The sequence below is a fragment of the Undibacterium sp. Ren11W genome (genome assembly GCF_049340485.1).
Lineage (GTDB): Bacteria > Pseudomonadota > Gammaproteobacteria > Burkholderiales > Burkholderiaceae_D > Undibacterium.
Map to the genome: position 1 here is coordinate 158,887 of NZ_JBMPPB010000003.1, position 20,892 is coordinate 179,778.

The following is a 20,892-nucleotide window of genomic DNA, read 5'->3' on the forward strand; positions in this document are numbered from 1 at the left end:
AGACTCTGATGAAATTTTCTGAAAAATAAAAAACTACGAGGTATTTCATGAATCTCAAACAGATGTTAGTGCTGGTCTACGCCTTGGCGGGAAGCAGCGCGCTAGGCTTTGCCGCCAACCCAGCGTCAAACAAAGTGACGGCAAATAGCAATAGAACGGCGGCTGCCTTGCCAAGTTGCGATCCCTGGCTAGCCAGCAAAGTCTACACAGCAGGCAATTATGCTCTGTCCAACAAGAGCGTATGGCGTGCCAAATGGTGGACCCAAAACGAGATCCCTGGCACTAGCGCAGTCTGGGAAGCAAGGGCCGCTAGCGAGTGTATCGCAGGTAGCGGTGGCGGCGACACTGGCGGCACTATACCTAAGGGCATACCGACTTTAAAACAAGTCCAGGCCGATGAGCTTAGCAAGACTTCCAGCCCGCTGTTTCAAAACATCAAAGCCTCGATCCGGACTCTGGACAGCGCCGCGGTCGAGTTGGTGCAAGCGGGACGCGCGGCCAATCCGATGAATGTCAAACGTATAGAAAAAATTCTGAATGTGAACGACTGGCAGACGCTATTCCCTATGCGCGATGCCAGTTACAGCTACGTACGATTTTTGCAGGCAATGGCCAAGTTCCCGGCAGTTTGTGATGACTATACCGATGGTCGCAATGCCGACGCCATCTGTCGTAAAACTCTCGCCACCATGTTCGCCCACTTCGCTCAGGAAACCGGGGCGCACGATCCTAATTCTGCGATTCCGCAATGGCGTCAAGCCCTGTATTTTTTGCGCGAAGCGGGCTGCTCGGATACGGGTGCCGGTTGCGGCTATAACGCAGAATGCGATCCGGCCACCTGGCAAGGTCAAGTCTGGCAATGCGGTAAACAAGCCGATGGCAGCTACAAAAAATACTTCGGGCGCGGCGCCAAGCAACTGTCATACAACTACAACTATGGCCCGTTTTCCGATGCCATGTTTGGCACGGTACGCACTTTGTTAGACAAGCCAGAACTGGTGGCGGATACCTGGCTCAATTTAGCTTCGGCAGTATTTTTCTATGTTTATCCGCAACCGCCTAAGCCGTCGATGTTGCACGTCGTCGACGGTACCTGGAAACCGAATGCAGCCGATCAGGCGGCCAATATCACCGCAGGTTTTGGTGCCAGCATCAGCATCATCAATGGCGGTATCGAGTGTGGACAGGGAACGGATAAACAGCAGGCGCTAAATCGCATCAGTTATTACCAAAGTATGGCGGGCTTTTTTGCAGTACCTATCGATCGCGGCGAAGCGCTCAGCTGCGCCAAGATGGCCCCCTTCCCGGCTGGCGGCGCGGGCGCCCAACTGATTAGCTGGGAACAGGATTGGAGCTACGACCCAAGCCGCGCTGATGGCAAGACTTATGCCTGCAAATTGGTCGGCTATCAAACCCCGTATAGCGCGCTCAAGAGCGGCGATTACGTGCGCTGTGTCGAGCATTTTTTTAATGTCGTATTGAAGTAGACAGTCGCTTTACAAAGTGCGCCGTGCGCACGCTTTAAATCTGGCCCGGTTTTGCGCACGGCGCGATCGGGCGAATTAATCATAGCAAGAATAATTACCCCCTACGGAGAGAACTATGAAACTTAAAAAATTAGTTATTTTGAGATTATTGCCTATCGCTTTAGGCCTGAGCTTTATCGGTGCCGCACAAGCTGCCAATAGTTGCGCCGCCTGGAGCGGAGCAAGCGTGTACACACAAGGAAATTACAGCTTGGCGGCCGGTAAGACCTGGCGCGCCAAATGGTGGACGCAAAATGAACAACCTGGTGCCAATCAATGGGGGCCTTGGGAAGAGCGCCCGGCTAGCGAATGCGGCGTCGTCACCCCACCGGATGGCGGCGGCACAGGTGGCGACGGTAGCGGCATTCCAGAACCCACACCCACGGTAGGCAAACATCTTGGTTCATATTTTGCGCAATGGGGTATCTACGGCCGCAACTACAAACTGCGCAATCTGGTCGATACCGGCGGCGACAGAAAACTCACCTTTCTTAACTACGCTTTTGGCAATGTCTACGCCGATGGCAAATGTAATATCGTGACTAAGGCGGAAGCCGGCAACGGTGATGGCGGCGATGGCTGGGCCGATTACCAACGTGGTTTTGCCGCTAACGAATCGGTCGATAGCGTGGCCGATGCATGGGATAGCAAGTTGAAAGGCAACTTTAATCAGCTCAAAAAACTGAAGCTGCGCAATCCCAATTTGAAAGTCATGATCTCTCTGGGCGGTTGGACCTGGTCGAAAAACATGAGTACCGCAGCAGCCAGCGACGCCAGCCGCAAAGCCCTGGTGACGTCCTGTATCAATTTGTATGTCAAAGGTAATTTACCCTTAGTTGACGGCACCGGTGGCGCTGGCACGGCGAAAGGAATTTTTGACGGTATCGATATTGACTGGGAATACCCGGGCGGCGGTGGTCTGCCCACCAATACTAGCAATGCCAATGACAAGCAGAATTACACTTTACTCATGGCAGAGTTCCGCGCTCAGTTAGACGCCCTGGCGGTGACGAATAAACGCCATTACTACCTGACAGCAGCAATCGGTTCTGGTGTCGATAAAATCCGCAACACTGATCCTGCGCTGTATAGCAAGCACCTCGATTGGATCAACGTCATGAGCTATGACTTCCATGGCGGCTGGGAAACCACAGGAAAAACCAATTTCCAATCTAATCTGTACCGTGATCCGGCCGGACCTGCCACTGGCGACGCCATCAAATACAATATCGACGATGCGGTTGCCACGTTGCTGGCAGGCGGCATGGCAAAATCCAAGATCATTGTAGGCATACCGTTTTACGGACGTGGTTGGAAAGGGGTAAGCCCAGGACCAAAAGCAGACGGCCTGTATCAGCTTGCCACCGGTGCTGCGGCCGGCACCTATGAGTCAGGAATAGAAGATTTCAAAGTACTCAATCTGAAACGCGGCAACCGCTACACCCATCCCGTCACCAAACAATTGTGGTCTTACGACGGCAATGAGTTCTGGAGCTACGACGACCCTAGCGTGATCGCCACCAAGGCTGCCTTTGTCAAAGATAAAGGGCTGGGGGGCTTGTTTAGCTGGTCGCTGGATGGCGATGATGCCAAAGGAACTCTGCTCAATGCGACTAGCGTCGTCAGACAATAATTCAGTTTAACAAGCAATTAGATTCTTTTATTTAAAAGTTCCCTCGCTCAGTGCGCTCAGTGAGGGAACTTTTTCTTTAGCGTGTCCGACTACACTTGCGCTAACACAAACTAAAGTTCAGTAATAGCGTCCAAGCCGTGCGTATCTGGCGACACTTCTATAAAATAGCGCATTAGCTTGAAAATACCTGGCTAAACTGCTGATTCAAACGCTCCACTCCCTCTTGCTACTCCCAATGATATACGCCAACGCCAACACCGCCATCACTATGCACGCTCAGACACCCGCTAGCATCGCAACCGCAGCACGCCATCTCAGCGATATTTTGAGCTTTGCATTTAAGCATGATGACAGCCACGCTGCCGTGGTGGTGTTCGATACCCGCTGCGAGTTGGCATTGGCCTTGACTGCGGCGTATCGCTGCGCCCTGCCTAAGGCGCAGTTCATCGACTTTGACACCAGCACGCCGGAAGCGGTATTGGCAATGTTGGCCCCGCTAGTCGCCTCCGATCTGGTGGTACTGATACAAAGTACCAACTTTCGTATGGATGCCTTCCGTATCCGGGTCGAACTATTCAAGCGTGAACTCAAGGTCATCGAACATCCACATCTGGGCCGTATGCCCGGCGAGCAAGTGGCGTACTACATCGATGCTCTGGCTTACGATCCAGCCTACTACCGCGGCGTCGGCAATGCGCTAAAACAAAAGATCGATGCCGCCAGCCATGGCGTAGTCGATAGCGGAGGTGAAAAACTGATCTTCGCCTCGCCATTCGAATCGGCCAAACTGAATATCGGCGACTATAGCGAAATGAAAAACGTCGGCGGTCAATTTCCCATCGGTGAAGTATTTACCGAAGCCAAAGATCTGCAAGCAGTTAGTGGCCGGGTACGCATCTTCGTCTTCGGCGACACCACTTTCAGCGTTAATCAACCGGCCCAGCCTATCACCCTGGTAGTGGAACAAGGTCAGGTGGTAAGCGCGCTCGATTCAACGCCGGAATTCGATCAGGTGCTGGCGAATATTCGCGCCGATGAAGGCGGTGTGGTCTGGGTACGCGAACTTGGCTTTGGGATGAACCGCTCGTTTACCAAAGACCGCACAGTCAGCGACATCGGCACTTACGAGCGCATGTGCGGCATCCACTTATCGCTGGGTGCAAAACACGGCATCTACGGCAAACCGAATTTTAAACGCGGCGACGGCAAGCACCACGTCGACGTCTTCGCCGTTACCGAGACGGTAATGCTGGACGATGAAGTGGTGTACCGCGACGGCAACTGGGTGGTCTGATTGCTACGCTGCCGTACCGCGCTCGATCTCTACCCCGATACCGCCGGGTCTTAGATTTTGACGGTGCTAACGCCGGCCGTTGCTGTCTACTTCTTTCACGCCGGCGTAGATGATCTTACTGCCGCCTTTCTTAGACTGTGACACAAGGATTAGCGTATCCTCCCTGCAAATTCAAAAACCATCACGCATATTCCATGCGCCTCCCAGCCTGTTTTTGCTCGTAAAGGCGCATGGAATATGCGTGTTTGATTTTTAATGCGAGGCTAAACCCCTTTTGATTCAACCCTTCCTGTAGATTCCAATGTTAAATGCGGCGACGGCAATTGGCTGGTTTAAGCACACTGGTCCATGAGCTAAGAAGCGCAAGACAGAAAAATTGAAACCGCGCGGCACCCTCAAACGAATAAGTAGCATTACTACTTAAAACAACAAACTTAAAACCTTTACACCCTATGCGTAGGCGTAGCCATCTTCACTATAACAACGGTAATAATTTCGCCTTTTAAACGAGATACATTGTGCAGCGCAATACAGAAATAGTAAACTTTCAATAGCTTTTGTAGTAAAACTACGCAAACATAATGCCATCTCATCATCTAATAATTCTTACTCAGCTGATGTAGATCGGGTGTTTTTTTGCCTGCGACGCTACTCAACTCACTGAGTAAGCGTCTGTCGCCCAGCCAGTCCTGCATGCTGGAAATCATTATTAGCAAACCCAATGATCTAAATAACAAGGATCCATGCTCGCCGCAATGCAGATCAGCCTGAAGATAAAGTGGCGACCCGGCGAAGACTGGAGTCAGATCACGGCAAGGCTCATCGCATCGCGAATGGCAGTGATCAACAACAGGAGATGACATGAAGAAAAATTTTAACCACTTGACGCTACCCGGAAAACTGACAGCGATCGCACTGGCTCTGAGCAGCATCACTTGTGCGCCCCAGGCAGCCGCAGCCGGCTTCAATGCGCGCGACACCTCGGTGCAGATGTTCCACTGGAAATGGATCGATATTGCCAAAGAATGCAGTAGCTTTCTGGGGCCGCAAGGTTATGGTGGAGTACAAATTTCGCCGCCTAGCGCAGCCAATCGGGGTAGCAACTGGTGGGATATTTATCAGCCTGTCGACTACACCAATTTCACCAGTAAAATGGGAAATGAAGCTGAGCTAAAGGGCATGATCAACAGCTGCCATGCAGCGGGGGTGCGCGTGTATGCCGATATCGTGGTCAATCATATGGCAGCGGGCAGCGGCACTGCGACCAATGGAGCGACATGGAACGCTAGCACGCTGACCTATCCACGCTTTAGTGCCAATGATTTTCATGCCAATTGCGATATTTTAGGCAGTGATTACAACAATAACCGCAACGGCGTGACGCAATGCCGCCTGGTTGGTTTGCCGGATCTGAACACCACATCGAGTTATGTCCAAGGACAAGTAAAGAACTATCTCAATACTTTGATAGCAATGGGCGTGGACGGTTTTCGTTTTGACGCGGCCAAGCATATCCAGCAGGTGGAATTACAGACTATCGTCAACGGCGTTACGCATGTAACGACTGCCGGTGAGCCGCTCTGGATTACACAAGAAATCATTACCGATGGCACGGTCGATCGGAATTCTTATCTCTCCATCGGCACCATCAATGAATTCAAATATGCCAGCGCGATGCGAGAAACTTTTCGCAATCTAAACGGTGCCAATATTTCGCAGATCCGCAACATCATGGGCACGCCCGGTAACTGGGGCGGCACATGGGGCTTCATTAGCGACAGTAGCAAGGCAACCGTCTTCATCAATAACTGGGATACCGAACGCAATGGCGACTCTATGAATGCCAGCAACCACAGCGGTATCACCAATGATGCCCAAGGCACCAAGCGCTATGATCTGGCGAACATTTTCATGCTGGCCTGGCCCTATGGCGAAGCACAAGTGCATTCAGGCTTTAACTTCAGCAACAAGGAAAGCGATGCCCCGGCTGCCAGCCCCTTCGATAGCAGTGGCAATCCCAAGATTAATCAAGACTGGGACTTCATTCACCGCTGGTCGGATATAGCGAACATGGTAGCGTTTCGCAGTACAGTGAGCGGCCAGGGCGTCGATAACTTTACCAGCGGCACTGGCAATCAGATCGCATTTAACCGCGGCACCAAGGGCTTTGTGGCGATTAACAATGAAGCCTCAGTGTGGAACGCGACTTTTCAGACCCTGCTACCGGCCGGCACTTACTGCAACGTCATTCATGGCCCCCTCAATCCAGCCAAAACAGCCTGCAGCAGCGATGCCGTTGTAGTCGCCGCCAACGGTACGATTGCTGTCAGCATTGCGGCTAATGGCGGTGCCACGGCACCGGCAATCGCTTTGCACCTCAACCAAAAACTCAGCGGCGGCGGTGGCGGCACTTGCACTTCTGTGCCTGTGACCTTCCGAGTCGCCAATGCCAACACCACGTTGGGCCAAAACCTGTATGTGGAGGGCAATCGTAGTGAATTGGGAAATTGGTCGGCAGGCAGCGTTAACGCCCTGACGATACAAGGTAGCGGTGCCAATGTGCCTTGGTCTAAAACCATACAATTACCACCATCTACCAGCATACAGTTTAAGTTCATGAAGAGCGGTGGCGGCAGCGATGTGTGGGAGCGCAATCAAAGCACCGCAAGCGGCAATCGCGAGGCCAGCACCCAGGCTTGCGACGCAGCGGCACTGGTACTTGATGTCGGCAGCTTTCAGTTTTAATTGTTAGGTAATTTTTCTATACAGGGCGTCCAGAAGATATAGGTCGCCCTGTAATGAAAAACGGCAAAGAACGCGGGGCAAATCTATAACTGACTCGACAACACGTAATAAATACCAAAAACCTCCTCACTCGATCAACATCGAACCAGTAAATTTTCACGACAATATTTTCTTCATTGTGGCCACTTGTGCTGCCTCTCGATTATTGATAGTGGCATTCACCAGCCGAACGTGCGCTCACTAAGCATGAGCGCTACGGCCCTAAATATCTTTACTTTAGATCCTCAGCTAAGGCACACTCTCAGCTTCAATTTTTTTGATCCATTAATTCAAGCTAAAAAAGGACGTAATGAACAAATTAGTGCTACTCGCGTGTCTACTCGCCTCATCACTGGCGCAGGCCGAGAATAACGGTTTTTCTCTGGGACTAGTGATGCCGTATGGCGGTTTAGGAGCGAAATTTTCGATTGGAAATGACAGTACAAAATATTTTGGTGGAGTCGGATATTTGATCGATCAGGACGACGGCATGCCCTCAGACAAGCATTCTGGCACCGCAAGTTTTGTCATTGGTTTCGACCATGCCATTGTGAATGAGTATCACACTATCGGCGCCGCGATAGGCACCATTTCGCATAGAAAATACTATTTCGGGGATTACAACACTGTCGGTCTTGCGGCAAATTACACCTATCATTTTTCTGGCTTTAATCAAAAGTCATGGATGCTGGGTGCGAGTCTATACGGCGGCAAACAAAACGTGCCCGCCTATTACAGAGGCGGCATGACCTACGGCATCGGTCTGACGGCCGGCTACAATTTCTAAGCTAGCCTAAACCTAGAGCCTAGACTTATCGCTGGGCTACACCAAAAAATCCCCTGCTCTTGCGCGATAGAGCGGGGGATTTTTTTCTGACGGGCTCTTGAAAACGCCAACAATAGCGGTGCCAACAATTTTCGGCAGCGGCCCGCTCACGCATATCCCATGCGGCTTTGCGGGCAGGCAGGCTGGACAAGCGCATGGAATATGCGCGCTGAGCCTGGCATCAAAAAATTCTGATTAGCAGCAGCTTGATCTCCCGATCTCAGATATGCGATGCACAGAGTTACGCCAGCATCGCCACATCCGGATGCTGCCAGTGCGGAAGTGCGCGCAAGCGCGCCAGCCAGCGCTGCAGATGCGGATATTCGCTTTCTGCGATAGCTATCTGATCTAGCCAGAACAGGTAAGCAGAACAACTAATGTCGGCAATACTGGGGCCGGACGGCAGCAAAAAATCCTGGTTAAACAAGGCTGCATCCAAGCTGGCAAGATCGGCCAGCACGCGTTGCCTTAAGTAATGCAGCACTTCGGCTGGCTGCGCGCCCCAACGTAGCGCATAACGTAGATTGGGAACGCTAAAACCGATGCGATTGGTCTCCCACGACAGCCACTCAAGCACGTTCTGCCATTCCGTTTCAGCACCCGCCAGTTTGCCCACGTGCTGTGCCAGATACATCAAGATTGCGTTCGACTGACACATCGATCGTCCGCGGTCTACCAATACCGGCACCTCGCCAAATTTACTGGCCGCCACGAAGGCTGGCAATCGGTCATCGTGCGGCTGCGCCAGATCTATCCATTGATATTCATGCGGGCAAGCACTGAGCAATAAATAGGAGCGGATTTTGTAGGAGTGACCGGAGTCGGTACTGCCGTAAAGTAGCATGGTGATCCTTTTTGAAAAACGAAAATGGGGCTAGCACTGGAGCCGTCAAGTCTAAGCTATTTCTCAAAAAAAACGCTGATAATTTCCGATGGAAAACTCCAAGAAACCACTGATCATCCAGCGTTTTTCCGAAAAAAAACTGCCTAAAAAAACATCTTAAAATTACCTTGATTTCCCAAATCCGGCGTCTACAATATCTATGAATAGTTGCCTTTATATTATTCAAATGAAACTTGAAGCGGAGCAAGCCTTAAAGAAAAATCTTTGCGGGCGGTTGATTAGCTATCGCTAATTGATGGCGTTTAGTGCTGCTTGAAAAAGTATAAATTCTTCGCATTTTCACTGATAAATTTCTCCGGTCATTTTGACCGTGGCACTCGCTTTTCCGAAATATTAGGGAATAGGACTTACGTATAAGCGCAGCAGCATCGATGTCTCGCCTCGGCGTACCGAAAATACAGTCTTTGGCGCTGCCTTTGCTGGAACCCATGTGCGTAAGTCCTAGTATTGGTTTTGATTCCAAGCGCATAGCTGATATCTGGCTCGCAAGCTCAGTACACCGCTGTCAATTGCAAGGTGAATAGGCGTTTTCACATAATTACTTCATGGAGAATTGAACATGTCACAACAAGATCCTACCGGTATGGAAGAAGCGAATACAGCATTCTGGCCCGGTGAAATGTCACTCGAAGACAACGCAGCCTCCTTCATTTATCAGAATGAAATTGCCGACCCTAGCCTAGCTGCGGCCGGGCAAACCAGCGATTACACTGCGGGAGACGCGTCCACCGCAAATGTACAAAAAATCATACCGGGTCCGATACCAATCGTAAAACGTCCGGTAAGCGGGCGCTATCGTGGCAGCTTAGGTGCATTTCAGCTCGAACTCAGAGTGGACGTTGATCGCACCCGACCTATGAATCGCATCAGTGGCGACTTGTATCAGATAACAGGCGCGACCACTAGCTATTTTGGCTCCTTCGTCGTCAATGCGCCGAGCATCCAGTTTAGTGCGAGCCAAGTGTTGATAAAAGGTCTGGGAAATTTTACGTTTACGGCCGGTAATCCAGTGATACAAGTGACGATACCCAGACGCACTATCTTTCAATCACAAGCGGCAGCGACTCTACAATTTTTTTCTACTACAGGAACGCCAGGCACGATCTACGGTTGCGTATTTGAATCGACTGGCTTTCGCACAGTGCGCATAGAAACCGATAGAGTTTCCGATGTTAGTACGCCGGTGTTTAGTAGCTACAACACAGCAGCTCTGCCATCAGGTGGGCCGAACCGTAGTTTAAGTGTCGTCAATGCCTACGCTGAAGCTGGCATAGAAATGTTGCCAACCGCAGGCGCGGATGTGATTAATATTGGCGAAGCCGGTGCCGGGGCAAAATGGAGCAATGCCGAGCTACACGCCTCCATGCAAGCACATTTTTCAGTATGGAAAGATACCCCGCAGTGGGCCGTATGGCAGGTCGCTGCACAACTGCATGATTTAGGTCCGGGTCTATATGGCATTATGTTTGATCAGCAAGGCAAGCAAAGGCAAGGCTGCGCAGTATTTCATCAAGGTATAGGCGGCAATACACCTGAAAAATTGCGCTTGCAGTTATATACCTATGTGCATGAATTGGGCCATGGCTTCAACCTGCTGCATTCATGGCAAAAATCTTTAGCAACGCCTGCAGTTCCAAATCGCCCGCTGGCTTTATCGTGGATGAATTATCCATTCAATTACCCGGCGCCAGGCGGCGAATCAACCTACTGGAGTCAATTCGCGTTTCAGTTCGACAATGAAGAAATCATTCATCTACGGCATGCTTTCCGCAACAACATTATTATGGGTGGCAGCAATTTCGCGGTGGGATCCGCTCTTGGTCGCGAGATCATGGCAGATCCGGTACGCAATGATAGCGGTCTGACTTTCAAGATATCCACCCACCAAAGAAAATTTGCGCTTGGCGAACCGGTAGTCTTGCAGTTGATGTTAGGCACCAGTGATTCCGGCGGCCATCGAGTCCATACATGGCTGCATCCTAACTGTAATTTGGTGAAAGTGATTATTGCAAAACCAAATGGCATCGTAACCACCTATGAACCACTGATAGAGCACCTGGTGGGCGCGCGCGAAAGCGTCATAGGTCGTGACGACGTGATACGCGATAGCGCCTACATAGGATTTGGAAAAGATGGCTTCTATTTTGATCAACCCGGCAATTACCAAATACGTGCCTCGTATGCGGCCATAGATGGCTCTGAGGTGTTATCGAATATCGTCGACGTGAGAGTGAGCTATCCGGTCACGGCTGCAGAAGAAGAGCTGGCCGATCTCTTCATAGGAGAAGAACAAGGAACCCTACTTTATCTACTCGGCTCTGATGACGAATCCCTACGTAAAGGGAATGAGGCGTTTGACCTGGTTCTGTCAAAATATCCGAAACATCCTATGGCCAATTATGTGCGTCTGCTAAAAGGCGTCAATGCTAGTCGCGACTTCAAAACAATCAACAATGATCAGATCAACCGGGTCAGCGTCCGACACGCACAAACAACAGAAAGCGCAGAATTGCTAGCGGCGGCATCCATTTCTGGGGTACTCGACCATGTGACAAACCTGATGACACTTTCTACTCTGGTTGATGTCCATAAAAAAGCCGGTAATAAAGACGCCGCCAAAGAGACCTTAAGCAAACTAAGTGCGATGGCAATTAAAACATCGTCACCAGGAAAAGACAAAACGAAGAAAATTTCTTCCGCTGCAATGGCCGATAGTTTTAGCGATCCGTCCTATTGGAACGGCATGCGGCAATGAGGGCTGACAATGCGTGATAATGTGCGATAGCTGCTAATAGTTTCTAATAAATAGTTAGCAATCATCGACGTCTGATACCGGCGTGCCCAGCACGCTGGTATTTTTCTTTCAGCCTAATAGGAAAACTTCACTATGCCGCATTTAACGATCAAATTACGCGACGGCTTCAAAGACGACAAGGTGGTGCTAACGCTAGACGAAAAAGAAATTTATCGTCGCACGGCGCTGAGCAGCGATTTGACGATTTCCTTTGCAGATTCGCTAGAACTCGAGGTCGAACAAAGTATCGCACAGCTCGCAGTGGCAGTTACTGGCAGGCCCAAGCAAAGCGTACAAATCGAGATCAGTGAAACGCCATTTATCGAGATTTGGATCATCGACAATCAGCTCGAAATTCGCGTATCAAAATCTGAGTGCCCGATGTTATGAGCCCATCGGATACACGGCATAAAATTTAGATAGATATCGCCTGGTTCAGGTGCCGCAAAAAGTGCGGTAGCCAACTGCCGCTGCTGCACTAGCGGGCTCAGTGTAGAGTGCCAATTCGGCCTGCTCCTGATACGGATTTTGTAACACCTCCAGCAACTTCTCAAAGGGAAGCATATTGCCTTGCAAGGCGGAATTCAAAGCTTGCTCGACCAGGTGATTACGCGGAATATACAAAGGATTGACGGCGCGCATGCCTGCTGCGCGTTGCGGCGCATCCAGGGCATCGACAGCCAAGCGGGCGCGCCAGCGTGGCAGCCAGGTATCTAGCTGACTGGCGTCGTCATACAAATCGCGCAGGCCGTTCGCATCGCCGTTCTCTACCAGGTCGGCCAGACGGCGAAACGCCATTGTAAAATCGACGCCCTGCCCCTCCATGCTCGCCAGAAAATCCCTGGCCAATTCCATATCAGCCGGCTGCTCGCCAGTCCACCCCAGCTTATTGCGCATGCCAGCCAGCCAATGCGCCTGATAGCGTTGCGGGAAACTATCTAACACTGCAGTAGCGAGCAGCACGGCGCGTTCCGGGTCCGGATCGATCAGGGTCAATAGAGTTTCGGCCAGACGCGCCAGATTCCATTGTGCGATCTGCGGCTGATTGCTATACGCATAGCGTCCCTGTCTATCGATAGAACTAAACACGGTGTCGGAGTCGTAACTATCCATGAAGGCGCAAGGACCGTAGTCGATAGTCTCGCCCGAGATCGTCATATTGTCGGTATTCATTACACCGTGAATAAATCCCACCAGCATCCATTGCGCGATCAAGGCAGCCTGCCTTTCGCTCACCGCTTGCAGAAAACTCAAGTAGGGATTTTCTGCGGAACTCAGGGCTGGATCATGGCGCGCAATCACATAATCGGCTAACTGACGGATTAGCTCATCTTTATCTTGTGCCGAAACATACTGAAACGTACCGACCCGGATATGACTGCTGGCGACACGCGTCAATACCGCTCCCGGCAAGACCCCTTCACGCAAGATAGCCTCACCGGTACTCACTACAGCGAGTGCGCGCGTGGTCGGGATACCTAAGGCATGCATGGCTTCGCTGATCAGGTATTCACGCAGCATAGGTCCCAACGTAGCCTTACCGTCACCACCACGCGAAAAAGGTGTACGACCGGAACCTTTGAAGGCGATATCGCGGCGCTGCCCTAGCGTATCGATCACCTCACCGAGCAATAGTGCGCGCCCGTCGCCCAATTGCGGTGAAAAACGCCCAAACTGATGACCAGAATAGGCCTGCGCCAAGGGCGTTGCGCCTGCCGGCACCTGATTACCGGAGAAAATCGCGACGCCAAGTTCAGTGCCTAAGGCTGCCGCATCCAGACCCAGTTCTGCCGCCAGCGCCAGATTCAATTTAGTCATACTCGCTTGCGGCACCTGTGCCGCTTGCCATGGCGCATACAGCCCAGTGAGTTCGCGCGCATAGCTATTATCAAATACCAAACCTGCAGAATTTATTGTGCTGGAAGTCGTCATAAAATTACGCTTTCTCGTGCAACATAAAGGCGGCGGCACCAGTGGCAATCAATTCGTTTTTCTCATTCTTGAGCGTCATCAGTACATTGGCGATGCGCTTACCCAGACGCGTCACTTCGGCGCTGGCGGTAAAGGTCTTGCCCAACCCCGGTTGCAAATAATCGATGCGCAGATCAATGGTACTCATGCGTGAAAATTCTTTGAGCTGCGACATCGCATCGTCCTTAGGACTATGCTGCGCCATCTTGAGCAAGATCGCAAAACCGGCCATGCTATCGAGCACTGAGGCGATCACGCCACCATGCAACATGCCCTTGGAAAAATTACCCAGCAATTGCTCACGCATATCGATACTAATCTGCGGATTATCAGGATCAAAGCTGCTCAGCTTAATTCCCAGCAGCTGACAAAAAGGGATTTTCTCCTCCATAACATGCTTGAGCAAAGCCTGAAATTCTGGGTTTTGAATAATGTGCTGGGTCATGCCGGGGATATCCTTGCGATCAATGTTTAAAATATGCGTCACTCTAACATTTACTCACCCCTGCCACCTAAGCACTGCATATTTGGGGCGTATCAGATGAACTTTCTCTCGAATTTTTTCCATATAAATTCCGACGAGAAACTTCCGTCGCGTGCTATTTTTCATCCGTTGTTTTTTTTACTCGCAGCTCTTCCAACTGAAATTTCACTGTGATGACAGTGTGCACAAAGACTTTATATTTCATAGCAAAATAAGCATCAATACGTGGTCAATTAATGCGTATTTTTCCGCCAGAAAACGGCCTCATATCCGCTGCTTTTTATTCAAAATCGAATAAAGATTCTAAATATATTCTGTAAGAAAAAAAGCAATTCATTTACTCTTTATTCCGTGATGCAGCGCTCTTGACCCCATTCAAAAGTACCGTATTACCGGGCCTCGACTACGCTGAAATAATCAGCGAGCGAGTCCTCCGTTAAGTTTCAACGCACATAAAAATAATTAATTCACCACTGGAGATTTACCATGAAACTGATCAAAAAACTCGCCCTCGCAGCAGCTTTGTCTTCTTTCGCAATGGCGGCATCTGCCATGTCGACTATCGAAGATTCCGACCTGAGCCAAGTCAGCGGTCAAGACGGTGTGTCTATCGCCGCTAATCTGAACATCAACATCGGTTCTTTCGTCTACACAGACACCGATGCTACTGGTGGTTCTATCAGCCACAACAACATCTCTATCACTGGTTCCCTGGCTGCGACTATCGACATCATCAACAATGCTACTTTCCAAGCTGAAGCAAGCGCCGCAAGTGGCCCTAACTCAGTATTGGGTGTTACTGGTGGTGCTGGTTTAGCTGCTTTTATGCCAGCTGGCGATGTGGTTAAAATCGCTGTTCCACAAATCACCGTTGCGGCTGGTCATGAGTTGAACATGAGTGTTGCCAGCATCAAGATGGGTCATAGCAATGCATCCTTCGGTTCTACCGCTCTGAACGACATCAAATTGCAAGGCACTACTGCCTATATCTGGGCACACTAAGCTTCAATTTGTTTGAAATTCTTTTGTAAAAAAAACGGCAGCGCTTCCCCGCTGCCGTTTTTTTGTCTCTGCTGCAGACGGTATTTTTCCATGCATGCCTATCACGATGATGCGCATAATTCGCTCTGGATTCACATCCTGCCTCGCATCAATTCAAAATAAAAAGGGAACTTCTAAAAACCACATAATCGGACGCATCGCGGCGTTACAAATCCTCGCAATACCGACGTATTGCTTCGGTTTGCGCCTTGCGCTGCATTCCGATTAAAGGGTTTTTAGAAGTTCCCCAAACAACATACGCAACATCCATGCGGGTTTCCAGCCAATATCGGGCTGCAAGGCGCATCCAGATTGCGCAAACGTTTTTAGAAGTTCCCTTTTTAGAATATTTAAACCTCTGCCGCACAACTCCGCAAGATTTGTCAAATCGCTCCGTGTTATTGTTTCGTCTAGCTAGTGGTCCAACCTCATTGCAGCAGAACCTGGCATTTATCGTCTATGGAAAAGTCATCAAGTACCCAAAGTTTTAGTCATTATGAGCGCAGGCTCAGCCGTGTCACTGCCTATCTGCATGCGCATCTGGATCAAGATCTCGATCTGAATAAACTGGCCGAAGTGGCCTGTATGTCGCCGTATCACTGGCATAGAATTTATCAGGCGGTGCATGGCGAGAGCGTGGTCGCTGCGGTCAAACGCTTGCGTCTGCAACGCGCCGCGACCTATCTGGCGCGCAGTGAGATGACGATAGACCAGATCGCCAGCTTATCCGGTTACCCGAACCTGCAATCTTTCACGCGTACGTTTTCCGCCGTATATGGCTTGCCGCCGGCCCGCTATCGTAAAGCCGGCAGCCACATCCAGTTTTCACCACCCAGCCCATCGAGGAGCGCCCACATGTATCCAGTTGAAATCAGCAGCACCCCCATGATCCCTGTCATTTGTGTCGCACATAGCGGTGCCTATCTCGGCATCGCGCAAGCTTTCGACACACTGAAGGGCTGCGCCAGTTCGCGCAATTTATTCAGCACCGAGACGCGCTGGTTTGGCGTGTTTCTGGATGATCCTTGTTCGGTAGCAGAAGCCGAATTACGCTCCTTAGCCTGCATCAGCCAACCGCCCCAATTAACGCCAGAGAGCTTGCAAGCACCAATCAGCAGCGCTGAAATTAAGGGCGGAAAATATGCGGTATTGCACTACAAAGGGCCGTATTCAGATATGGCCGCCGTGTACCAATGGCTATATGGAAATTGGCTGCCAGGCTCAGGGCAAGAAGCCGCCGATGAACCAATATTTGAAGAGTACCTGAACAATCCGCGCGACACCGCGCCGACAGAATTACTGACGAATATTTATTTGCCGTTGCGTTGATAGACCCAAACGCAAACCCAATGCCAGATTTGCCATCTAAGCCGGCCACCTAAGTCAGACACCCATGCGCCGTTGCGGACAGATGCCGCCAACAGGCGCATGGGATATGCGTGAACCGGGTGCCGTGTTTTTAAATTTCTACAACACCCCTGTTACCTTACAGATTACCAACCCACCAGCATAGAATATTTGCCGCTAGTTGCGCCTACGCCGCCGCTGTAGTAAATCACTTTTGCATACAAGACCATGGCCGTGCTGCCGGTATTTGCCTTAGTCACAGTATCGACCGCGCCCGTGCCGTTCACGCTGGAGCTCAGTTTGACATTGGTGCTGCTATACAATTCCAGATCATAGTCAGAGCTGGCATTTGGTGTCAGTGTCACTTTTAAGGTTTTACCGGCGGGCAGGCTGACCTTAAAGTAATCGACATCGGTGCTGGCCGAGATAGTGGCGTTGACCGTGGTATTGGAAGAGGCGACCAGATTGGCAGTGGCACTGGTATTATTGCTTTCAGTCTCGTTCATGATGATACCCGGTGGCACCACACCGCCAAGAATATTCTGTGCCACGAACTTATCCCTGAAGGTGTTTTCATACGTCACATCGGCCGGAAACAGGGTATGCGCGGCGTTCACGATGGCGGTCGCCATGGCTGGCATCTTGACATTGGCTCCCAGACCGAAATGCGCTTCGAGGATGATCTTGTCGATATTCGCGCGCGGCTTGCCAGCGGCAATCAGGCTGACCATGGCTTGATACAGCGGTGCCGACCACAATTCATCCGACTGAAAAGTCACCCCGTTTTCTGTCACTGAGACATGCGCAGGATAGCTTTTGGCACTATTGTATTTGGCATCGGTACGATTCATCATGCGGCCGCCCCAGCAAGCGCTGTGACCATCCCAGCTAAACGCCCATTCCGGATGATAGATTTTGCCGTTCGGGGTGCTATACGAATACGAAGCCGCCCAATAATCACCAAAGCCTTCACCCATACCACCGGTGTCGCCACCGCTCCAGTTAGGATTGATATTGGCCTGTATCCCGTGCCCGTATTCATGCAAGATCACGTCGGCATCTTCCGAGTCGTTCACGCAACCATGACCAAACGCCAGATAATCGCTAGAGCCACCGCTGTAATGCGAATTATCATCACCATTCACGCCGTCGGTGTCGATATTTAGAGGACGGTTAATGATGGACTTGGTGCCGGTAAATCCCATCGACTGGATATAGCGTTGATTTTGATCGACGTGGAAATACACATTCGTATCGTCGAAGGCATTGTTGCCGCGCTTGGCAGTCCAAACCCCGTTACTGGTAGTACTAGGTGCGGTCGCCGGAGCCTCGATATTCGTGATATTGACGTAAGGTCCGCTTAATTTATACACGCCGTTTGTCACCGTCAGATCGGCCAGCGTTTTGGTCGAATAGGCAGCATCGAAAGCCGAAGCCGGCGAGGTATCGGTCAAGGCGTCGGTGTTTAAGACTGTGCGCGGATCTGGATCAAACACCAGTCCGCTACCATTAATCCCGGAGGCCACCGCCGCTACCGCCGCGGCCTTGCTTTGCATAGGCGCTAGACTAGCGCTGGCTTTGGTGGCGCTTTGGCGGTCTAGGGTTGCTCCTGTGATGGCAGCGCGTGCTGCTATGCTGCGCTCACCGCCTTTATTGGTGCGTGGCAAAGAAGTGGAATGCGATTCCAGCAGCGCGCCGTTTTGCGCATTGATGTATTGAACAAAACCACCGGTAGGCATTTGCGCGGCGATCTGTACTTTATGCGCTAATTGAAAACTATCGCCGTTGGCGACCCATACCAGATCGGTACTCGGGGTACTCACCAAAGGATGCTGCACCTTCATATTATTCCAGGCCACATCCAGTGCGCGTTCACTAGTGATCTGTGTCTGCACATACAACTGATTGACCGCATTGGCGTCGGCTTTTTCAGAGACGTGCTTGGTCTCATTGAAGATCTTCAGCAAGTCACCATTGCGTCCTATGGAGACGATAATCTCGGCCCTATCGACTGGCAGGCCGCGTAACATTTGCTGGTAATAATAATGCGTACCGAGCAAAGATTCCTGCGTGCGCGTAAGGACCAGATTATCCAAAGACGCAGGCAAAGCAAAGCGGGCGGCGTGCTGGCGTAAGACATCTTGCGCAGTACCGGCCTTGGTGGCGGAAAATACCGTGAGATTCTGGGTCGTCTGACTACTTGCCGCTTGCGCCGCACCAGAAAAAGCCAAAAGAATGAGAGAAGCCAAAATAGAACGTGAATGATGCTGCATGTTATGTATCTCCAGAAATTATGATGTTTTTCAAGATTATTGCGTCTCGCGACGCGCCATGTAGCAGCCCCGCCGGGCTGTGCAAATCAAACAACGTTTCACCAGTATAGGAGCTAAATTTGTCCATTAATAGTGAACATTTTGACAGTAATTTGACAAATACAAAGACAATATGACGATGTAAAAAGATAAATTGACGATACTAAGCAGATGCAGCTTGGGCTAGTCTTATGCGCGAACTGGCGTTATCATTTACAAAATCAATTAAACTTTTTTCAATAGGCGCCCATGCTTAAATGCCGCAACATTTGCTTCTTGTTAGCTCCGCTGCTGGTCTTGGGTTTTATGCTTTCTGATAGCGCCAAAGCCGACACTAGGGCTCAGCTTAGCGTCGATCAGTCTCTCCCGACGCCGGTACCTGGTGCGGCCAAAGCCATTCCCGATGTCGAGCCACAGGTCACCCTACAAGTACGCGCACTGCTATTGCAATACGCCGATGGCAGCTTGCCAGAAGAAAGCTTTACAGAGAAGGCACGCGCTCTGATGTTTCCCAAGGCAGCAAAAGAAAACGGCGCAGAAATTGCCTTATACGGGAAGCTGATCGGCTTGCAATTACTCGCACGGAAAGTCGATGGAGAAGATCGCAACTACCGTTACCGTGCGCGCTATAGTAAAGAAACCGTGTTAGTTGATATCCATTTTAATAAGGGCGGCAAGGTCGATTATTTACAGATAATTCCTGAGTAGAATTGCTTCGCATTTCGCTCTATCAAAGCTTTTCTTGTAAAAATTTGAGCAGCGCGGGGCCGTTAAGACAGGACAACAATGCGCGCTCACTCCCCGATCACAGTTGGCTCAAACACTGGCATCGTTTTTGGTACACTACCGCTAGCGAAACACGCCCCACCACACTGCCATCAGCGCTGCCAACAATAGCAAGGCAAGCACAGGTCTGGACTGCTGTATTGCAGCGCCATCGGTGAGCTTCTTTTTGCCGGTCAGCATGGCACGCACCAGGTTTTCTTTCTGGAGCACACTGGTCGCCACAACCGCTGCGATATGCAAGACCACGATCGCCATCAGCAGACTAGCCATGACTTCATGGACTTCCGACAACCAGTCACCACCGATCTCCTGATAAGTGAGATAGCCGCTCACAACAATGATTATCGTAGTGAGCAAGATGGCGATGATCGCCAATGCACCGGCTGGGTTATGCCCGACATGCTGCTCTGCCTGTCCGTTCTGACCGCGCAGATGCGAGAGAAAATAGGCTTTTACCGCGGATGGACCTTTGACAAACTCAGAGAAGCGGGCATACCGTGTCCCTAGCACACCCCAGATCAGCCTAAAACCTACCAGTAGCCCCATCGAATACCCGAAACTGATATGCCATAATTTCCAGACTTCACTTTCAGCAGTCAACCAGGCGCCGGCAAAACACAGCGCCAGCGACCAATGAAACAGGCGCAGCGGGAGATCCCACACCAGCCCGCTGTTTTTTTGAGGCGTAGTCATCGTGGAATCCTGACACTATCATCATCAAAATCGCCTTTGCTGGCTTGCTGATGGCATGCCATGCAATTGGAGCGGCTCTTGATGGAAGCGCGCAACCACACGTCTTTCTTAATTTCGCGATGTTTGCGGTTAAACCACTCGCTATTGGTGATACGGTTCTCCGGTGGCAGCTCGGCAAACTTCCGTGAGCTAGCGGCATAGTTTTGCAACCACGCAGAGATCTCTTTCAGCGCTTTTGGATCAACGCTGGCGTCACTGCCATAGTGCTTCTCTAGTGTGTTCAGAATGCTTTGCCAGGATTTGGCTGGTAGCAAGCCGGGGGCATATGCGGTATGGCAACTGGCGCATTCCGTCGTATAGGCTTTCGGTACGCTGACCGGCATTCCGACATCGTCGGCCATCGCCATTGGGGCGTAAATACACAGCGCCAGCACCGTGCTCAGTCCAGATGTGACGAAGGTTGCCGCAACCTGTGCTTGCAAGAGGTTTTTCATGGT

Annotated in this window: 16 protein-coding genes; 10 read left to right on the forward strand and 6 right to left on the reverse strand. The window is 50.8% G+C overall.

The features are described 5' to 3' along the window. Positions 1-47: 47 nt before the first annotated feature. The 5 genes from ACO0K8_RS09490 to ACO0K8_RS09510 all read left to right on the forward strand — a co-directional run bounded on the left by ACO0K8_RS09490 (position 48) and on the right by ACO0K8_RS09510 (position 8,024). The gene (locus tag ACO0K8_RS09490; protein ID WP_422946406.1) at positions 48-1,487 is read left to right on the forward strand and encodes a glycoside hydrolase family 19 protein; all 1,440 of its coding nucleotides are present in this window, start codon (positions 48-50) and stop codon (positions 1,485-1,487) included. Positions 1,488-1,602: 115 nt separating this feature from the next. Next, positions 1,603-3,159, forward strand: a complete 1,557-nt coding sequence (locus ACO0K8_RS09495) for a glycosyl hydrolase family 18 protein (RefSeq protein WP_422946407.1) — start codon at positions 1,603-1,605, stop codon at positions 3,157-3,159. 235 nt (positions 3,160-3,394) lie between these two features. Further along, positions 3,395-4,453 carry a hypothetical protein gene (locus ACO0K8_RS09500; protein ID WP_422946408.1) on the forward strand — a complete coding sequence of 353 codons (1,059 nt, stop codon included), beginning with the start codon at positions 3,395-3,397 and terminating at the stop codon, positions 4,451-4,453. Between the two features lie 861 nt (positions 4,454-5,314). After that, the gene (locus ACO0K8_RS09505) at positions 5,315-7,198 is read left to right on the forward strand and encodes an alpha-amylase family glycosyl hydrolase (protein ID WP_422946409.1); all 1,884 of its coding nucleotides are present in this window, start codon (positions 5,315-5,317) and stop codon (positions 7,196-7,198) included. Positions 7,199-7,547: 349 nt separating this feature from the next. Then, positions 7,548-8,024: a hypothetical protein gene (locus ACO0K8_RS09510; protein ID WP_422946410.1), complete on the forward strand. Its 477-nt coding sequence runs from the start codon at positions 7,548-7,550 to the stop codon at positions 8,022-8,024. Between the two features lie 280 nt (positions 8,025-8,304). Here the strand turns inward: ACO0K8_RS09510 and ACO0K8_RS09515 are convergent, their stop codons facing one another. Further along, the gene (locus ACO0K8_RS09515; protein WP_422946411.1) at positions 8,305-8,907 is read right to left on the reverse strand and encodes a glutathione S-transferase family protein; all 603 of its coding nucleotides are present in this window, start codon (positions 8,905-8,907) and stop codon (positions 8,305-8,307) included. 619 nt (positions 8,908-9,526) lie between these two features. Between ACO0K8_RS09515 and ACO0K8_RS09520 the strand changes: the two genes are divergently transcribed. Beyond that, the gene (locus ACO0K8_RS09520) at positions 9,527-11,722 is read left to right on the forward strand and encodes a hypothetical protein (RefSeq protein WP_422946412.1); all 2,196 of its coding nucleotides are present in this window, start codon (positions 9,527-9,529) and stop codon (positions 11,720-11,722) included. A 132-nt stretch (positions 11,723-11,854) separates the two neighbouring features. Further along, positions 11,855-12,151 (forward strand): hypothetical protein, encoded by a 297-nt coding sequence (locus ACO0K8_RS09525; RefSeq protein WP_422946413.1) that lies wholly within the window; start codon positions 11,855-11,857, stop codon positions 12,149-12,151. A 45-nt stretch (positions 12,152-12,196) separates the two neighbouring features. On the opposite strand, the gene ACO0K8_RS09530 is transcribed toward ACO0K8_RS09525, so the two are convergent. Together ACO0K8_RS09530 and ACO0K8_RS09535 are read right to left on the reverse strand one after the other, a co-directional pair. Next, positions 12,197-13,693, reverse strand: a complete 1,497-nt coding sequence (locus ACO0K8_RS09530) for a protein adenylyltransferase SelO (protein WP_422946414.1) — start codon at positions 13,691-13,693, stop codon at positions 12,197-12,199. Positions 13,694-13,697: 4 nt separating this feature from the next. Beyond that, positions 13,698-14,177 carry a thioesterase family protein gene (locus ACO0K8_RS09535; protein WP_422946415.1) on the reverse strand — a complete coding sequence of 160 codons (480 nt, stop codon included), beginning with the start codon at positions 14,175-14,177 and terminating at the stop codon, positions 13,698-13,700. A 525-nt stretch (positions 14,178-14,702) separates the two neighbouring features. Here ACO0K8_RS09535 and ACO0K8_RS09540 point away from each other — a divergent pair. Beyond that, on the forward strand, positions 14,703-15,218 hold the full coding sequence (locus ACO0K8_RS09540) for a DUF6160 family protein (RefSeq protein WP_422946416.1): 516 nt from the start codon (positions 14,703-14,705) through the stop codon (positions 15,216-15,218). A gap of 498 nt (positions 15,219-15,716) precedes the next feature. Further along, positions 15,717-16,586, forward strand: coding sequence for an AraC family transcriptional regulator (locus tag ACO0K8_RS09545; RefSeq protein WP_422946417.1), 870 nt, complete (start codon positions 15,717-15,719; stop codon positions 16,584-16,586). A gap of 164 nt (positions 16,587-16,750) precedes the next feature. Here ACO0K8_RS09545 and ACO0K8_RS09550 read toward each other — a convergent pair whose 3' ends face one another. Further along, a complete protein-coding gene (locus tag ACO0K8_RS09550) occupies positions 16,751-18,877 on the reverse strand; it encodes a M36 family metallopeptidase (protein WP_422946418.1) in 2,127 nt (708 codons plus the stop codon). 288 nt (positions 18,878-19,165) lie between these two features. Here ACO0K8_RS09550 and ACO0K8_RS09555 point away from each other — a divergent pair, with 288 nt between their 5' ends. Further along, a complete protein-coding gene (locus ACO0K8_RS09555) occupies positions 19,166-19,624 on the forward strand; it encodes a hypothetical protein (protein WP_422946419.1) in 459 nt (152 codons plus the stop codon). A 141-nt stretch (positions 19,625-19,765) separates the two neighbouring features. Here ACO0K8_RS09555 and ACO0K8_RS09560 read toward each other — a convergent pair whose 3' ends face one another. Together ACO0K8_RS09560 and ACO0K8_RS09565 are read right to left on the reverse strand one after the other, a co-directional pair. Then, positions 19,766-20,395: a cytochrome b/b6 domain-containing protein gene (locus tag ACO0K8_RS09560; protein ID WP_422946420.1), complete on the reverse strand. Its 630-nt coding sequence runs from the start codon at positions 20,393-20,395 to the stop codon at positions 19,766-19,768. Beyond that, positions 20,392-20,889 carry a diheme cytochrome c gene (locus ACO0K8_RS09565; RefSeq protein ID WP_422946421.1) on the reverse strand — a complete coding sequence of 166 codons (498 nt, stop codon included), beginning with the start codon at positions 20,887-20,889 and terminating at the stop codon, positions 20,392-20,394. Before ACO0K8_RS09565 ends, ACO0K8_RS09560 begins: the two co-directional genes overlap by 4 nt. Positions 20,890-20,892: the final 3 nt, after the last annotated feature.

Coding starts and splice junctions, on each gene's coding strand:
- ACO0K8_RS09490 (WP_422946406.1), top strand. CDS start 48: ATGAATCTCAAACAGATGTTAGTGCTGGTCTACGCCTTGGCGGGAAGC.
- ACO0K8_RS09495 (WP_422946407.1), top strand. CDS start 1,603: ATGAAACTTAAAAAATTAGTTATTTTGAGATTATTGCCTATCGCTTTA.
- ACO0K8_RS09500 (WP_422946408.1), top strand. CDS start 3,395: ATGATATACGCCAACGCCAACACCGCCATCACTATGCACGCTCAGACA.
- ACO0K8_RS09505 (WP_422946409.1), top strand. CDS start 5,315: ATGAAGAAAAATTTTAACCACTTGACGCTACCCGGAAAACTGACAGCG.
- ACO0K8_RS09510 (WP_422946410.1), top strand. CDS start 7,548: ATGAACAAATTAGTGCTACTCGCGTGTCTACTCGCCTCATCACTGGCG.
- ACO0K8_RS09515 (WP_422946411.1), bottom strand. CDS start 8,907: ATGCTACTTTACGGCAGTACCGACTCCGGTCACTCCTACAAAATCCGC.
- ACO0K8_RS09520 (WP_422946412.1), top strand. CDS start 9,527: ATGTCACAACAAGATCCTACCGGTATGGAAGAAGCGAATACAGCATTC.
- ACO0K8_RS09525 (WP_422946413.1), top strand. CDS start 11,855: ATGCCGCATTTAACGATCAAATTACGCGACGGCTTCAAAGACGACAAG.
- ACO0K8_RS09530 (WP_422946414.1), bottom strand. CDS start 13,693: ATGACGACTTCCAGCACAATAAATTCTGCAGGTTTGGTATTTGATAAT.
- ACO0K8_RS09535 (WP_422946415.1), bottom strand. CDS start 14,177: ATGACCCAGCACATTATTCAAAACCCAGAATTTCAGGCTTTGCTCAAG.
- ACO0K8_RS09540 (WP_422946416.1), top strand. CDS start 14,703: ATGAAACTGATCAAAAAACTCGCCCTCGCAGCAGCTTTGTCTTCTTTC.
- ACO0K8_RS09545 (WP_422946417.1), top strand. CDS start 15,717: ATGGAAAAGTCATCAAGTACCCAAAGTTTTAGTCATTATGAGCGCAGG.
- ACO0K8_RS09550 (WP_422946418.1), bottom strand. CDS start 18,877: ATGCAGCATCATTCACGTTCTATTTTGGCTTCTCTCATTCTTTTGGCT.
- ACO0K8_RS09555 (WP_422946419.1), top strand. CDS start 19,166: ATGCTTAAATGCCGCAACATTTGCTTCTTGTTAGCTCCGCTGCTGGTC.
- ACO0K8_RS09560 (WP_422946420.1), bottom strand. CDS start 20,395: ATGACTACGCCTCAAAAAAACAGCGGGCTGGTGTGGGATCTCCCGCTG.
- ACO0K8_RS09565 (WP_422946421.1), bottom strand. CDS start 20,889: ATGAAAAACCTCTTGCAAGCACAGGTTGCGGCAACCTTCGTCACATCT.